Origin of the sequence: Microvenator marinus, from assembly GCF_007993755.1 — a bacterium.
Taxonomy (GTDB): domain Bacteria; phylum Myxococcota_A; class Bradymonadia; order Bradymonadales; family Bradymonadaceae; genus Allomicrovenator; species Allomicrovenator marinus.
In genome coordinates this window covers 5,565,366-5,581,896 of the sequence record NZ_CP042467.1, presented here as the reverse complement: position 1 = coordinate 5,581,896, position 16,531 = coordinate 5,565,366, and the positions used below count along the sequence as shown (strand labels likewise).

Below are 16,531 nucleotides of genomic sequence, written 5' to 3'. Positions count from 1 at the left end.
AGACAAATCGCGTTGGAATTCCGTGATCGAGACCGCTCGCGAATCGGATATCCATGTCGTCTCTACAGATCCGCTGCCCGAGGAGCCGGTGCGCATCGTCACACACTCGGTCAATCCCGAGTCAAACCTGGTGATATTGGCCGCAGAACTATGGATGGACACCGAGGCCACCGAGGCTCTCCTCAAGTCTTTGCGACAAAAAAAACGCAAAGTGTTCGTCGAGGTATCTTCAATGGCCCAGGCAAAGATTGCCAAGTCTAAAAAGGCAGCGGGTCTCATTCTCTCAAATATTTGTGGTGGTCCTTTCTTCGAAGTTGAGGAGGCAGAAGAGCTCATCGCGGCAACTGCCAATCTCAGGATTCCACTGATCGTGCGAATCAAGAATGCTGACCTCGAAAAGCCTTTCCCCGCCATGGATGGCGTGGTGATCGACCTCTTGGAGACGCCTGTCGAAGCCTTTCAAACACGTCTCGGTGAGAAAGAAATCACCGTGGTTGGTACCTCGCATGCCTCAAAAGAAAGCGCCAAGACCGTGAAGTTTGTGGTGGAAGCGCTGAGTCCCGAGACCATTTGCGTGGAGCTTCCACCAGAAGGCACCGAGCTCGACGTCAACCTTGCCGATGCCGTCAAATCGAGCTCTGCCGTGATGTTCGCCACCCTAATCAACTTCGCGAACTACCAGGAGCGAATGGCCCAAAACGTCGGCTCGCCGCTTGGTGCAGATATGCAAAGTGCTATAGACACGGCGGGTGAGTTGGGCGCTGACGTTGTCCACATCGACAGACACCCCGAAATCACGCTCAGCCGCATCTGGTGGGCCTCTCCGTTTTGGCAAAGAGCACTCTTATTTCTAACAAGTTTGACGCTCAGGTGGCGAAAACTCCCCGACGAGAACTCAATCGAGGCGCTGAAACTAGAGGCAAACCTTGAGTCTGTGACTCAGCGTTTCGCCCAAGTACTTCCGGCCGCAAAACGAGTACTCATCGACGAACGCGACCTTCATATGGCTCAAGCTATCCGTGAGGTAGACACCGACTCGTTGGTAGCCGTTGTGGGCCTTGGGCACCTAGCTGGCATTCGTAAAGCGCTGAAGTCCGGCGAGGAGCTGCCGAACACCGAAGCCATTTCACCGAGTCCGCCAATTCCGTACTACCTCAGGCCCGGCGCCCTTTTTGGTTTGCTGACTTCAAGACTGATAAAGCACCCAACGCCTCTGACTCTGATTGGGTTGTTCATAATCGATGTGGCCGTGATTGCATTCGGATTTGCTCTCGTGATTTACTGGCTCTTCATTGTCTAAGGTTGCGCTATGCCAAAGTATTGGGCCGACGAAGTTCGGGAGTTGATGAAAGACCAGAAGTGGCTGATTGCGCTGGCCCATGCAGCAGCAGCCACCGGCTGGGTCAAGCTCCTAAACTTTTGGGGCGCTCCAAAGCCCTTTGTGCTTTCTGCCTGGCTAGGCGGAGGACCTGCTCCTGGCCCCGACGTTGCGGACGTACATCTTCTGAATCTCGAGCCACCCGAAACATTCATGGACGGCATCAAGGCGTTTGAGCGTGCTTTGGAGGAACTACCTCAAGACGCGGTTCAAGCGATTCGGGATTGGGACCCCGAAGGCAGCGCGCGCGTGCTCGGCCCATTCTACGCACGGGCCCATGATATCGACGGGCGAGCATATCTGGGCGGCAGACCCTTGGCGTGGCAGGCGTTGGAAGACAAGACCAGCGTTGATGAACTCTGGGACCTCGCGGGAATCCCTCGTTCTGATTCCAAAGTCGTGGTGGTCTCTGAGGAAAGCTTGAAACACGCGCATCTCGAGATAGACCAGGGGCTCGGCACGGTGCAGGCCGCAGATAGTCGCGAGGGGTTTCACGGTGGCGCGTCGCTATTACGATGGGTTCAAACACCAGAGCAGCAATCCGAGGCCCTCGAACTCTTTACGCCCGTTGCTGATAGAGTGCGAGTAATGCCCTTTTTGGAGGGCATCCCATGCAGCATTCACGGCATGGTGTTTCCAGACCAAACCATCAGTTTTCGCCCAATGGAAATGGTGGTTCTGAGACGCCCCAGCTCATCCAAGCTGCTCTATGCCCGGGCGGCGTCGTTCTGGGACCCACCGTTCGAGGAACGAGAGTCCATGCGCAAAATCGCCAAAGTACTCGGCGAGTTCCTGCGCGAACGATATGACTACCGTGGGGTATTCACCGTTGACGGAATCATGACCGCAGATGGATTTCGCCCGACCGAGCTCAACCCGAGATACGGTGCGGCCCTCGCCGTCATGACTGGCCCAATGGGAATTGCGCACGAACTCGTTTTTCTCAACTATTTGCTCGTTGAGGGCTCGCTCTTAAAGCTCAGCGCAGGCCGCTTAGAAGAAGAGATTTTGGAATTTGCGGATACTACTCGCTCGGGCCGCGTGGGATTCATGCATCCCGAAAAGCCTCCAGGCCTCGAAAGTACTGACCTTTGGCTGAAAAGAGACAAAGGAGTTTGGACGGAATCCGACGAGGAGTTCGCTGATGTCCGTGTACTATTGGACCCGGCAGAAGCAGGCACACTCATCAACATCCACTTTACGCCAAACACTCCGATTGGGCGTTCTGTGGCTCCATGGACCTGTGAGATTTGCACGTGGTTGGATGAGCGTTTCAAGCTCAATATTGGGCCGTTAGAGCCGGCCAAAGACGTGCATCAAGCTAGATCCGAACTTGAACGTGGCTGAAACCGTTCGCGATAGAAGACGCCGATGCGCCAAATGCACACGGCGTTACAGACGTGCCAAATCGCGTGACCCGTGATGAAGTGGTTGGTCGGGTCGCATACAATGCCCGTGATATCCAGTGCCCAGATAAAGAGCGAGAAGAAGAAGAGCCCGAGAGCCGCAATGAAGATTTTGAAGGCCTCCTTTTCCGGCTCCGAGACCTGCTTCCAGAGTTTGAGCTGCCAGCCAAGACCAATCAGAAGTTGAACGGCAAAAATTGGAATCCCCAGCGGCCTCACAACCAGTATTGCCGCGGTGGAAACCACCACACCTATTACGTAGGCTTTGACGGCCCAGCTCGAGCTCCTACCCTGAGCTTGCGCCGCCGAAGACACCAGAATCAAGACCGAGAGCATGAACATCCCAATCTGGTCCACGACCTCGCCCGCAAAGGTTCCCGAGGCGTGAAAGAAGAAGGAGCCGATGCCGATCATGATATTGGCCACGGAAACAGCCACCCCAATGGACGGGCCTTTGCGCCACGCCCAAAGGGTAATCAGGCCGATGATGACATATGCCAGGCTCGACCAGGTATTCGAGGGCTCCGCGATCCATGCACAGAGCCGTTCTTCGCAAAATTGTACGGTACCTGGGTCCCAATTGTCCCACGGACACGGATGTTTTGGATTCATGCTGAGAGAGCCTTTGAAGATAGAATTCAGGAACTTGGCGGCTCTACCATTGTTCCAACAAGAACCCAAGATCGTCTTCACTTAAATGTTCCGAAACGCGGTTTACAAACGCATCTTTCGGGACCCCAAAGTTTCTAAGAAACCACATTGCCACCAGTTTCTCCGCCAGATACTCCGCCTCAGCTTCAATCACAAAGGTGAATAGACCTTCGGTCCAAGGATGACGAAGAGATGAATCAAAGGGAGCGGTTCGTTGAATTGCATTCACAGCTGAATTGCGTACTTGAGCTTCCGACTCCCTGACTGAAGCCTCTCCGAACTCCTCAACATATCTAGAATCAAAAGTTGGCGTGGGTTGAACTGCGATATCTACCAGCAATTCCACCACGTACTCCTCCTCGTAGAGAAATGAAAGAAACGTCCCAACTTGTGAGCGCGCTAGTTGTGCCTCTGGCGGCATTTCGAAATAGGCTCGGCTAATCTCATCGATATTGAGTTCGATCTCGCCGAAAATGTCATGGAGCACACACCCCATATAGTCTTTTCCTTCAACAGGAAACTGTGCTGCAAAAAAACCTCGAACATTTTCGGACACTTCCCCAGTATCGGGCAGTCCCCACGGGGCCGGCTCAAAATGAGGTGCAAGGTCGGTGCGCCACGTCTCGCAATGTGTTCCACGGCCAAGGTCATTTTTGTCAGGACGTTCAAATGATGCATCCTCGTCGTGACCCAAGTCTTCTTGAGAATTGGTTTCACCAACTTCTGTTTTCTGAGGGTCGGCACCCGAGCATCCACCCAAAAGGCCAAGCGCCAATATCAATACCAGGGCCACCATGACTTACTCACTTAAAACAAACACTTACTGGTCGCAAAAATCAGGTAGAGTGCCTTGGTGCAGTGTACTAAATGAGACTAGAGAATCAAAGGACGGTGCAAATGAAACCCCTACTGATATTGCCATTCTTGTTTTTCGTCGCGTGTAGTGACGACAACTCACCTCAAACCGAGATGGATGCTGGCGTTGACTTCTCGAGCCCAGACATCGGGCAGGACGCCGATGTGGACCAGGAACCGGATGCCGAAGCGGACCAAGGCGAACCTTTGCCTGATTCTCCCGAAACCTTGGACCACCTGTTTAGAACTGGGCCACAAAAAGTCGGATATCTCGAGTTCAGCTATTCGTACGATGCACCTGGTCAGGAGGAGCCCCGAGAAATTCCGGTCAAGGTTTGGTATCCGGCAGACCCTGCGACCGGTGCGGACCCCGCACGATACGCCGTGGGCGGCATCGTAAACGTGCCCACCGACGTCGCATTGCGTGAGCCCGCGCCTAGCACGGAAGGCCCCTTTCCAACCGTCATCTACTCCCACGGCTCCGGCGGCGAGGGCCTGCTCGCCTACCCGTATGGGGAGCATCTGGCGTCTTGGGGCTGGGTGGTCTTCGCCCCCAATCACGTGGGCAACACAGCACTCGATGGCGTGCAAATGAGTTTTGCGCCCTTCCTCGCCACCACCCTACATCGTGTCACCGATATTCGTGCCCTCCTAGACACGATTGAAGCCGGGTTCGAGAGCCCAGTGAGCGGCATCGCGGATTTGAACAACGTCGTGCTCTTTGGGCATTCGTTTGGTGGCTACACCACGCTCGCGCTAGGTGGCGCTGACTTGGACACAGACCGCCTCGTGGAGACTTGCGCCGGCTACGGCGAGGACAGCTGCGAATTCATCAACCAGGAAGAGGTCCAGACGGCATTTCGAGCAGGGCTTGGAGACTCGAGAATCGATGCGATTGTTCCGCAGGCCCCTGCCCTGATCCCGCTCTTCGCCGAAGGAGAAATCGCCTCTATTGAACTTCCAGTGATGCTGCAGTCGGGACGCATGGACAAAACTCTGCCCGATGAAGTCCACGCCATACCAGCGTGGGAGGCGTTGGACGGACCCGACGATATCTGGGTTGAAATGCCGCTAGGCGGACACTTCAGCTTCATCTCAATCTGCACAGACTTATCTGAGGATATCTTGACGCTCTTTAGACCCGATGCGCCGGACGATGGGTGCTCAGAGGACTTCATCGACTCGCAACTCGCCGTCTCAAATCTGACGGCCTATCTTCATGCCTTCGCACGACTGCACGTCCTTCAAGAAGTTCAGTGGGCCAGTTTGATTGAAGGAGATGCATTCTCCGAAGGCTTTGAAATCACACTCAAAGAATGACAATGCTCAACCACTACATGATTTGGCCGGGCTTGATCGCGGGTGAGTACCCGGGAAGCCCCAATGAAAGTGAGGTGCATCCAAAGTTGGCATTCTTGAGTCAACTGGGTGTGACTCTCTATGTTGACCTGACGGAACCTGGCGAACTCAAACCTTACACCGAGTTCCTCAATGAGTTCCCGCAAGCCAAACATCGGCGTTTTCCCATCGTTGATCAATCCGTTCCAAAGGACTTCAAAATCGTCAGTGATATCCTGCATGCCATCAACGACGAGATGTCCGAGGGTGGGACCGCCTACGTGCATTGTTGGGGCGGCGTGGGGCGAACAGGGCTGGTTGCCGCGTGTTGGCTTTGTCAACTCGGCCAACCTGCTGAAAGCGCCCTTGACACGGTTCAAGCGTTGTACGCAACCACTCCTAAAGTTAGGCGCATTCCTAACTCCCCCGAGAATGAAGAACAAAGGGATTTTGTGCGTCAGTGGGCTGGTCTTCTGCTCACTTAGACGTCAAATTGGTACCAGTATTTGCGATACTTATTCGCTGCAAAATGGCCATCGGTCTTCTCAGGCTCTTCCTCGGCGCAATACTTCAAAAAACGCGCACATGCTCGAAGTTGTTCTGCATTGAAGAGCGAAAAGCGCTTGGTCTGATAGGTACTTAAGACGGGATGTCCCAAGTGTGGGTCGAGCGAATAGAGTGCATGTTCAGACCACGCCCCGCCGCTCTCCAGCTGCCTCAAGTACCAGACCATGTATGCCGGCAAATAATAGCGCATTCCTACGGCATCAACGTAGCTAAGGGCGCACTGGCATTTGCGGATATGCTCGTCAGGCAGGTCTTGCCAAGGCCCAATAAAGTCCTTGGCCCTATGTTCTTCATCGTGGTCGTAGTCGTAGTCGTCGTATGCTTCGGCAACATGCAACGTCAGCTTTTCTGGCTGTTCCACGCCATCAAAGGCCCGAACAATCAGGGCAATCAATTCCTCTCGGCTTGTCATCACACCCTCCTCCTGTGGCAAGCTTGACGCTCACCTGCGTGGAAGTCAAACGTCAAGAAATCGCAAAAAACGGCACAATTCGTGCCGCACCCCGTGGTATCTAGTGAACGTGGTACGAACCCTTTGGGACCCTAATGACCATGTTTGACTCAAAGACAGCGCCAATCGAGATTCTCAAGACCCACCACGAGCCTATGCCAGAGTGGTTGCGAGACTTTGCGCCCGGAGACTCGCTGAGCCTTTTGGCATTCATGAACTCGCGCACGGTCCTCATTCCCAATATCGATACCGACGCGCTGAAACTCTTTGCGCGCGCAGAAGCCGCGCATTGTTTCATCTATTGCCACCATAATGGCGGGGTTTCGTTTGCGGAGAAAGCCCTCCAGAATCCCGTCTTTGGAATCTCTCAGCACTACACCAAGATCGCTGAAATGGAGCCTATCTCGGACCTTCCGGACCTGGAGATTCCGAGATCCGAGTTTCCTCCAATGCAGACCGTGAGTACTCTACTTCCTTCGGAATGCCTTCGAATCTACGAGCGCAAGGCCTCCTCAGGACCCGAAAACGGCCCAGAAAGGATCGCAGTTTGTGCCCTCGACATCGATCGGTGCGACACCTACATCCGACTCTACCATTGCGGCACGAAGCCCCCGTATGCGGTGGTGCTGGAGAAACGATTCTATCAGCTCTACGAGATCACAAACTACACGAATCAAGATGTCCTAAAGACCATCGCCGATTTCGGGGAACTGCCTCAATGGCTTCTGGCCACCACGGGATCCGAATGGGACGGGTACACGAAAGTAAGCCGTGGAATTCGCGGTGGCTACTTTCGATCTAAGAGGTTTCTCTGGCAAAGAATTTGATCTATTCTTCCCATGACAATCGACGGCGGCCTCTTTGTGGCCCGCACCACAGACGGCGGAAAGACGTGGAAGCAGTTTCGAGAAGGCCTTCCTCAAGACTGCGCTCACGACGTCATCTATCGGCATGCGCTGGCGAATTCCGAGGGCACCATCGCGTTCGGAAGCACCACCGGAAACCTCTACATCAGTGAGGACCGCGGCGAATCCTGGCAGACGGTTAGCAACAACCTTCCTCCGATCTACTCGGTTAGATTTGGTTGAAGAACTCGATTGAGGCGTAACCAGACATGATCTGAATCAGGTGCGACATTTTGCCGCATGTCTTTGGGGGGTTCAGAGCGCTAGTTCGTAAGTGTGGAAAGTTCACTAACCGAGGAGGCTTCCATGAGACCTTACGTTCTAATCATACTCGCCGGCCTACTAGCCATCAGTTGTAAAGACAACCGAAGACCAGCCCAAAAGGAAGAACCAGCGGCGGTAGCTCCTGCCGCCGAAGAGCCCGTAGAAATCACGGTTTCCGATGCCGAGATGAAGCAGGCCTCCGCCATTTACTTCGATAAATGTGCAGGATGCCACGGTACCACGCGCCACGGCGCAACGGGTCCATCCCTCTTGCCGGATGGAGACGGAAAAGCGCCTGCCACTAAGGCCCTGGGCATGGCGGGCTTGAAAGTCTTCATTGAAAACGGCACCGCAGGAGGAATGCCGGAGTGGAAAGGCATCCTGACCCCGGAGGAAATCGACCTCATGGCTCGCTTCCTTCAAGTGGACCCACCTGAGCCACCACCCTTCGAAATGGCTGACGTCAAGGCCACGTGGGAGCTCAAGGTCCCAGTTGCGGACCGCCCCACCAAACCCCAGCACAATCGCAACATCAACGGCTACATGGGCGTGATCATGCGCGATGCTGGCAAGGTTGCCATCATCGACGGTGACACCCATGAACAGATTGTGGTGCTCGAAACCGGTTTTGCAGTCCACATTCTGCGCCCTTCGGCTTCGAGCCGATACATCTATTCGATTGGACGCGATGGCCGAATCACGATGATCGACACCTACTACGATGTTCCCAAGGTAGTTGCTGAGGTACGTGCGTCGCTCGATGCACGTTCCGTGGACGTAAGTAAATACAAGGGAGACAAAGGTGATTTCTATGACAAGTACTTGATTGCTGGCGGCTACAATCCCAGCCATTTTGTGATTTTCGACGCACAAACGCTGGAACCGCTCAGCCTTACCAAGACATCCGGAAACGCGTGTTGTGGGGACAAGGAGTTCGTCAAGGAGGCACGCGTGGCCGCTATTGTTGCCTCTCACACGGACCCGATTTGGGTAGTGAACGTCAAGGAAACCGGCATGGTCTGGCTTGTCGACTACACCGACCCGCGAAACCCAAAATCCACGCAGATACCCACCGAACGCTTCCTCCACGATGGCGGCTGGGACGCGAGTGGTAAGTACTTCCTTGTCGCCGCAAACTCAAACAACAAGATCGTGGTCATCGACGTGCCGAACCAGAGGCTCGAGAAGATTGTTGAAGTGGGCAGAACGCCGCACCCTGGCCGCGGTGCCAACGTCAAAGACCCCAAATTGGGTAACCTTTGGGCCACGAGCCATCTTGGCGACAACACGATCCAATTCATCAAGACCGACCCAGGCGAAGGCCAGTGGACGGTGGTCAAGAAGATGGAAATGCCGGGCGAAGGAGGCGGGTCGCTCTTCGTGAAAACTCACCCTAAATCCAAGCACTTCTACGCAGACCGGACAATGAACCCCGATGCGTCACTCAATAGCGCGATATACGTCTTTGACCTCGAGACCTTCACCTTCAAGAAGAAGCTCGAAGCGCCTCAAGGAGTGGACGGACGCGCGGTTCATATCGAGTTCAATCAGGATGGAGACGAGGCATGGGTCTCGTACTTCATGGGCGAGAAGAGCGCCCTGGTTGTCTACGACGACGCGACCCTGGAAGTGAAGAAGGTCATTCAAGGTGATTGGGTTCAGAACCCCACAGGAAAGTTCAATGTCTACAACACCGTGAACGACATCTATTGAAACATCCTCGGCTCTCCATTTTTTCTTCACGGAGGACGCCATGAGAACACAGGTAGCCACATTTCTCGTCTGGACGTTCCTGACGAGCACCGCATGGGCACAAGAGGTGCCCTATCTCACCGACGATTACGTGGTAACTGGAACGCGCACGGAGCGCGACCCTGAGAAAGCACCAATCGCAACGGAGGTAATCTCTAAAGAAGAGCTAGAAATCACACCCGCGACTAAGCTCTCCGAGGTTCTGCAACAAAGCCCCGGCGTCACGATAGACCGAGAGCTCAAGGGCGCGGGAGCCGGGGTTCAACTACAAGGCATGGACTCAAAACACGTCCTAATTCTGGTGGACGGACAGCCTGTCGTCGGACGGTTCGGCGGCGTGGTCGACATGGACCGATTCCTACTCGCGGGCGTGGACCGTATCGAAATCATCAAAGGCCCAAGCTCAGCCCTCTATGGCTCCGATGCGATGGGCGGGGTGGTCAACATCATCACCGATGAAACCACAGGCCCCAGGGTTAGTGGTGAAGTCGGAGCCTCCTATGGCTCTTTGAACGAAGTCGACTCCTTCGGGAAGCTCAGCTTCCAAGCGGGAAAATGGAATGTGAAGAATTCGGTGGGCTTTCGTAGGCGAGACGCGTTTGACCTCGATGAGTCCGATCCCTCGACCACAGGCGGTGAAGACCAAATGCTCAGCCTCGTCAACCGCACATCCTATGCGCTCAAGACCAACGTTGACCTCCTCGCAAACCTTAGGTTCAATACCCGCGACCGTTCAGACGTCGACTTCAGCCGAGGGGCTGTGTTCAACCGCGATAATCAGACCCATGAAGGAAGCGTTTCCCTTGGTCCGAAGGTTAAGTTTTCCAACGGCTCATCTCTACAGGTTACGGGCCATTACGCGCTTTTTGATAACACGCTCACCATCTCCAACCCGGAGTCGTCCAGCACGACCGAAGAGACACTTCAGCAATATGCTCAGGTCAGCTCTGTCTACACCATGCCCCTCTGGGACAATCACGATGTGACCTTTGTAGGGGACGGAATTCTCGAGAGCTACGAGGCGGATCGGCTTAACCGAAGCAGTGCCGAGCGCATGAGAGCTGCCGCAGCCATCCAGGATGAATGGCGCATTGTGGACACACTTCAGCTCGTGAGCGGGGTTCGAGTGGACTTCGACACGCAGTTCGGGGTCCATCCCACGCCCAAAGTTGCAGCGAGATTTGATGCCATGGACGAACTCACATTTCGGGCGAGCTACGCAATGGGCTTTCGCGCGCCAGATTTCAAAGAACTCTACCTCGAGTTTGACACGCCCAATTCGCCCATTGTCGTGCGTGGAAACGCCGAGCTTGAGGCCGAAACGTCCCACGGTTTCAACGCGGGATTCGAGGTGAAAGTGGCCGACCTAATTTGGAACGTGAACGGTTTTCGAAATGAGATCGACAATCTCATCTTGGTAAGGCCTGTACTCACTGGGCTGCCTGAAACTCCCACAGATTTCGAATACCAGAATGTGTCTCGGGCTCGTACTCAAGGTCTAGAGACTTCAATCAGCGCGAGAATTCATCCGACTTTGAGAGTTGGGCTCGGCTACATGTTTACGGATGCGAAAGACCTTGAGGAGGAGAGAGAGCTCGAAGGCCGTGCTACACATCGAGGCAACACAAGTGTCTCGTGGCTACCCTCTGTCGGATTCGAAGGAACATTGGCATTGGCTCTGACCGGCCCACGAGTCTATTTCGAGGAGCAATCGGGCGCTGAAGACCTCGAAATTCAGACCGACCCTCATGCGATTCTCGACATTCGGCTCGCACAGCGTCTTCCGTGGGATCTCAAGGTTTTCGGTGGCGTTCGAAACGCCCTCGACGCGGGCGATCCGACATACCTCTCGTTGGCTCCGCGAACCTTCTACGCCGGCCTGAGTGTGGGATTCGAGTCCGCACACTAAGTGAAGGGCGATTTGACATTCTTGGAGGAAAAGCCCAATCTTGTAAGTAATCACTTACCAAGGAGAATCCATGGGTTTCTCAAGAGGCCTTCAGCGTATTCTTTGCGTGGCTGCGCTCTTCGCCATTTCGTGCGGTGACGAAAGCACCACCTCCGTACCGACCCCCGATAATAACACGTCGGACATGAGCCCAGACTCCGGCGTAGACTCAGGCGAGTTGTGCCCGGACGCCTGTAATGACGGGGACGCGTGTACACAGGACGAATGCGTTGAAGGAGCGTGTGTTCACACGTACGACGCCGCCGCGTGCTGCACCGACGACCAGTGCGAAATCGACGGGGCGTGCGTGGACAACGGCGCGCCAAATCCAGAAAACTCGTGCGAAGTATGCCTCGTGGTGAGTGATGACGCGGCATGGACGCCTAAGGCTGATGCGGGTGGCTGTGATGATGGCAATGCCTGCACCAGCAACGACACCTGCGTTGACGGAGTGTGTGTTGGGCAGTCCTTTCAATGCGATGACGGCAACCCTTGCACCGACGACACGTGCGACGGCGCGGGCGGATGCATGTTCGCCAATAACACCGCGGATTGTAGTGACGGCGATGCGTGCACGGACGGCGATACTTGCGTGGAAGGCGCGTGTGTTCCCGGCCCTGGCTTAAGCTGTGACGACTCAAATCCATGTACCGCTGACTCTTGCGACCCAGCCCTAGGTTGTACCTTCGTCCCCGATGACGGCGCCACCTGCACGGACAACTCTGTGTGTACCGAGGCGAGTGTCTGCTTGGCGGGCGAGTGCGTGGTTCAGGAGGTCGTCTCGTGTGATGACAATAACCTCTGCACCATCGACTTCTGCGATGCGGTGGACGGCTGTGACCACGAGGATATCTCAGACCGCTGTACTGACACCAACCCCTGTACCGACGAGGCTTGTGACCCGGCCCTCGGCTGTGTTTTCCCGTTCAATACCGACCCTTGCGATGACAATAATCTCTGCACCACAGTGGACACCTGCACAAATGGCGCATGCATCGGAAGCCCAGTAAACCCTGATGACGGTAACCCATGCACCGACGACACATGCGACCCAGCGGTCGGCGTGATTCACGTTAACAACACGCTCGCGTGCGACGATAACAACGCGTGCACCGTCGGCGATACGTGCGCGGACGGTGGCTGCCAGCCCGGCACACAACCATTGAGTTGTGACGACAATAACCTCTGCACCTCAGATTCGTGCGACCCAGCCACGGGATGCCTCAACGAGGACATTTCGGACACCTGCGAGGACAACAACCCATGTACCGTGAACTTCTGCGATCCCGACACGGGCTGCGGCTTTACGGTGGTTCAGTCGTTTACGTGTCGTCCCATCATCAACATCACATACCCGCCTCGCGGAGCCACGATTCTGGGTCCGATTGGCAACGGCATTACGGTGACGGGCACGGTGGACAGCGGTGCTGGTGATATCACCACGTTCCAGATCAACGGCCAAGACGTTACTCCCAACCAGAATGGCTCGTTCTCGCTGACTCTTGTGCCGGATGCGGGTGCGAATACGCTCGAGTTCAGTGCGTCGGACGAGCTCGGTACCGAAGAGTACCGCGTCCAGGCGTTCCACTACTCAAGTGCCTTCACGAACCCCACCACAAGTGGCCAAGGAAATGTCAATCCGGGACTTGGAATCTACCTCGCCCAAGACTCGATCGACGACAAACAATCTCCGCCTCCCACAGATTTGGCGGCGATTTTCAAAGGTGTTTTGGACGGCTTTGACCTGAGCAGCTTCTTCGACTCAGACACGCCTATCGCCAGCAATTCAGGGTACGATATCTATTTGACGAGCCTCGACTTTGCTGGCTCGACGGTCACATTAGACGCGATCGACGGCGGACTAAGAGTGAGGGCGAGCCTGAACCAAATCGAAGGTGGACTCTACTTCGACTGCACTGCGTTTGGTTGCTTGCTTGCCGGTGGCGATAGCAATGGTGGGCTCGACATCGACTCAATCGTCATCACGGCAAATCTCATCATCACAGTAAATCCAGACAACACGCTGGCCGTCTCGGTCAACAACCCTGCGACCTCGGTGAACGGTCTGGATATTTACTCCAATAATATCTGGACGAACTTCCTTCTCGGCATCATCGAGCCGTTCATCCGAGGCGGACTCGTTTCCGACCTCGAAACAGAACTCAACACACAACTCTCTACGGTCCTCGGCCCTCTCCTCGAGGACGGCCTCGGAGCCCTAGCGTTCAACCAAGTCTTCAGCCTACCTCGCTTGGACGGTAACCCTCCTCCAATCGATATCGCGCTCGAGAGCGACTTCAGCTTTAGCGATTTCCAAGATGCTTCCCCTGGACCTCAAGGCGGCGCTTTTGGACTTCGAGCATGGGCAACTTCGACCACACGCGGCACGCCAAATGCCGACCCGTTCAACGCAAACCTCGGCGTGCCTATGCGCGTTGGCTGTGGAGCTGGGCAGCAAATGGTGATCCCTAAGGCGGCCCCATTGGAGATCGTCTTTGCTGACGATACTATCAACCAGATCTTGCGCGCCGCGTGGTGGGGAGGACTTCTTCAATTCCCCGTGGACCCCGCGCTCTTGGGCAACGTGGACTTGGCCCAGTACGGCGTGACCAACTTGAACATGGACGTCAGTGGATATCTTCCTCCGGTTGCCACTGACTGCGTCAACGGCGAGCTTAGGCTCTATATCGGGGATTTGAGGATTGACGCCACGCTGGACCTTTTTGGACAACCCGTAAACGCCGAGGTTTACGTGGCCTTTGACGCCCCGATTACGCTCGCCGCCAACCCGAACTCAGGCGATATCGAGATCATCATTCAGGCCATTGAAAACGTGAAGCTCGAGGTCAATGTGACTAACGAGCCTGCACTCGGCGTTGAGTCCGCGCTGGCGTCCTTGTTGGAGACTCAGCTCGTTCCGGCGCTCGGAGGACTGCTTGGCAATGGCACTCCGCTAGCCTCGTTCCCACTGCCTGAAATCGACCTATCCGCCTCGCTCGGACAACCTCCAGGAACTTCGCTCATACGAATCGTTCCTATCAACGACGCAGGACTTCCAAGCTCGAGACAAAGCGGCAACACCGTAATCTACGGGAGGCTTCAATGAAAAATCGCCTGACCTTATTCAGCGCCCTACTCTTTGGTTTTGCCGGCTGCAGTGATGATTCACCGGCGCCAAAACCGACCCCAAATAACAACCCCACCGTCACCAATAATGCAGACGAAGACATGTCAGAAGACGCTCAGACACCAGACCCGGTGTTCGAGGGCGTAGTTCGATGCGAAGAAGCTTCCGATTGTGACGACGGCTTGTCGTGCACCACAGACACCTGTGTGGAGCAGGCCGGGCAAGGGAAAATCTGTGCCTGGAGCTTGGTTGAAGACACCTGTTTGATTCAGGGCGTTTGCCACGAACCCGGCGATACCGACTCCAAAGGATGCGGTATTTGCGACCCGGCTACGCCCGACGCGTGGAGCGGAGTTGCTGACGGCGAGGCCTGCGATGACGGAAATATCTGTACGTTTGACACGACGTGTCAGGCCGGCATTTGCACAGGCGAAGAGGTGGATTGTGACGACGGAAACTCGTGTACCGTGGCTTCGTGTGATCCGATTGCGGGCTGCATGAATACGCCCGCTGCCGACGGAACAGCGTGCGACGATTCAAGTCTTTGCACGGCCGATGACGTGTGCGTTGGAGGCACGTGCGTTGGTGGCGAGGTCGGGTGCGACGACGGCAATCCGTGCACCGATGATGTCTGCGACCCAGAAACAGGATGCACACACACCAATAACACCGCCGCGTGTGATGACGGCGACCCCTGCACCACCGGCGACACCTGCTCCGAAGGCGTTTGTGGTGCCGGAGAACCCGAGACCTGTGACGACAACAACGCGTGTACCATCGATATCTGCCATCCGGTCGCCGGATGCCAATACCTGCCCACGAACAGCCCGTGTTGCACCGGCGAAGTCAGCATTTGCGACGACGGAAACCCTTGCACCACGGACCTCTGCGACCCCGACACTGCTGGCTGTACGTACGAGTTTAACACCTTGTCCTGTGATGACGGCAACGCCTGTACCGAGAGCGACGCGTGTTTCGAGGGCTCGTGTGGAGGCACCACCAGGACTTGCGACGACGGAAACGATTGCACCTCCGATTCCTGCAATGTGAATCAGGGATGCATCCACTCGCCGCTCACTGGCAACACCTGTGATGACGGGCTGAGTTGTTCCACAGGTGACGTCTGCGCTGCTGGCATTTGTTCCGCGGATACCAGTCAGTGCTTCTGCACGCCGTCGTTTGCGGATGCTTCGAAGTTCAGCGCCCTGGCGCTCGGCGCGAACACGAGTGTGGGCGAGGCGCTAGATGTGGATGGGGACGGCGACCGTGACAACGTCTTGTCAGCGCTTGGTGGATTTGTGAATCAGCCGCTCGCAGATGCAGTTGCCGACGGAAGCTTGATTCTGCTCTTCGAGTATATTGGCTTCCAACCTGGCCAATTCACGCTAGCCCTCTTGACCGGGGAACTGGCCCCGACCAACCCATCGTGCGATTTGGTGGCCGCCACGTGCGATTATTACGCATCTAGAGCGAGTTTGAACAATTTGTCGTGTGACCGACTGGTTCAGCTCCCTGCGACCCGCACGGGCAATCTGGTGACCGCTGGTGGGCCGAACACCCAGGTTCCGGTGTCCATCCCTCTCGATGCCGCCAATACGCTGGATGTGACCGTCTATATGGCGAGGATCGAAAAGACCGTAACGGTGTCTGGGACCAACGTGAGCGCGTTCAACGGTATCCTAGGCGGTGCCGTCACCGAGACCGACCTCAATGCGGCCATCAACTCGCTAGATCCGGACTCGCTACCATTGCCTCCCGCTCAGCTCATCAACTTGCTCGGCACTCTGGCGCCCAATGACATTGATACTGATGGCAACGGCACGCTGGATGCCAAGTCAATCGCTCTCAAGATTACGGGGATTGACGGCAATCTGACCGGCGCGCAGTAA

Annotated in this window: 12 protein-coding genes and 1 pseudogene; 10 read left to right on the top strand and 3 right to left on the bottom strand. The window is 55.6% G+C overall.

Going from position 1 to position 16,531, the window contains the following annotated elements; genetic code table 11:
• Nucleotides 1-22: 22 nt before the first annotated feature.
• Both FRD01_RS22965 and FRD01_RS22960 read left to right on the top strand, forming a co-directional pair.
• Entirely contained in the window at nucleotides 23-1,300 is a 1,278-nt protein-coding gene (locus tag FRD01_RS22965) for a TraB/GumN family protein (RefSeq protein ID WP_146963376.1), read from the top strand.
• Between the two features lie 9 nt (nucleotides 1,301-1,309).
• Complete coding sequence (locus tag FRD01_RS22960) at nucleotides 1,310-2,725, top strand: ATP-grasp domain-containing protein (RefSeq protein ID WP_146963374.1); 1,416 nt, start codon at nucleotides 1,310-1,312, stop codon at nucleotides 2,723-2,725.
• Here FRD01_RS22960 and FRD01_RS22955 read toward each other — a convergent pair.
• Nucleotides 2,695-3,396 carry a ceramidase domain-containing protein gene (locus tag FRD01_RS22955; RefSeq protein WP_146963372.1) on the bottom strand — a complete coding sequence of 234 codons (702 nt, stop codon included), beginning with the start codon at nucleotides 3,394-3,396 and terminating at the stop codon, nucleotides 2,695-2,697. The genes FRD01_RS22960 and FRD01_RS22955 overlap by 31 nt on opposite strands.
• 43 nt (nucleotides 3,397-3,439) lie before the next feature.
• Nucleotides 3,440-4,231, bottom strand: coding sequence for a hypothetical protein (locus FRD01_RS22950; RefSeq protein ID WP_146963370.1), 792 nt, complete (start codon nucleotides 4,229-4,231; stop codon nucleotides 3,440-3,442).
• Nucleotides 4,232-4,332: 101 nt separating this feature from the next.
• Here FRD01_RS22950 and FRD01_RS22945 point away from each other — a divergent pair, with 101 nt between their 5' ends.
• Nucleotides 4,333-5,610 carry an alpha/beta hydrolase family protein gene (locus tag FRD01_RS22945; protein ID WP_249755846.1) on the top strand — a complete coding sequence of 426 codons (1,278 nt, stop codon included), beginning with the start codon at nucleotides 4,333-4,335 and terminating at the stop codon, nucleotides 5,608-5,610.
• Between the two features lie 2 nt (nucleotides 5,611-5,612).
• Nucleotides 5,613-6,113 (top strand): protein-tyrosine phosphatase family protein, encoded by a 501-nt coding sequence (locus FRD01_RS22940; protein ID WP_249755845.1) that lies wholly within the window; start codon nucleotides 5,613-5,615, stop codon nucleotides 6,111-6,113.
• Here FRD01_RS22940 and FRD01_RS22935 read toward each other — a convergent pair.
• Nucleotides 6,110-6,607, bottom strand: coding sequence for a DUF6714 family protein (locus tag FRD01_RS22935; protein WP_347341870.1), 498 nt, complete (start codon nucleotides 6,605-6,607; stop codon nucleotides 6,110-6,112). The two genes, FRD01_RS22940 and FRD01_RS22935, sit on opposite strands and share 4 nt — an antisense overlap.
• Nucleotides 6,608-6,741: 134 nt before the next feature.
• Between FRD01_RS22935 and FRD01_RS22930 the strand changes: the two genes are divergently transcribed.
• From FRD01_RS22930 to FRD01_RS22905, 6 genes and pseudogenes are all read left to right on the top strand, one after another.
• Entirely contained in the window at nucleotides 6,742-7,473 is a 732-nt protein-coding gene (locus tag FRD01_RS22930) for a hypothetical protein (protein WP_146963362.1), read from the top strand.
• A 12-nt stretch (nucleotides 7,474-7,485) separates the two neighbouring features.
• Nucleotides 7,486-7,734: pseudogene (locus FRD01_RS22925) on the top strand (WD40/YVTN/BNR-like repeat-containing protein); the annotation flags it as partial.
• Nucleotides 7,735-7,857: 123 nt separating this feature from the next.
• Entirely contained in the window at nucleotides 7,858-9,528 is a 1,671-nt protein-coding gene (locus FRD01_RS22920) for a nitrite reductase (RefSeq protein WP_146963358.1), read from the top strand.
• 40 nt (nucleotides 9,529-9,568) lie between these two features.
• Nucleotides 9,569-11,476, top strand: coding sequence for a TonB-dependent receptor plug domain-containing protein (locus tag FRD01_RS22915; RefSeq protein ID WP_146963357.1), 1,908 nt, complete (start codon nucleotides 9,569-9,571; stop codon nucleotides 11,474-11,476).
• Nucleotides 11,477-11,546: 70 nt separating this feature from the next.
• Nucleotides 11,547-14,621: a hypothetical protein gene (locus FRD01_RS22910; protein WP_146963355.1), complete on the top strand. Its 3,075-nt coding sequence runs from the start codon at nucleotides 11,547-11,549 to the stop codon at nucleotides 14,619-14,621.
• Complete coding sequence (locus FRD01_RS22905; RefSeq protein ID WP_146963354.1) at nucleotides 14,618-16,531, top strand: hypothetical protein; 1,914 nt, start codon at nucleotides 14,618-14,620, stop codon at nucleotides 16,529-16,531. Before FRD01_RS22910 ends, FRD01_RS22905 begins: the two co-directional genes overlap by 4 nt.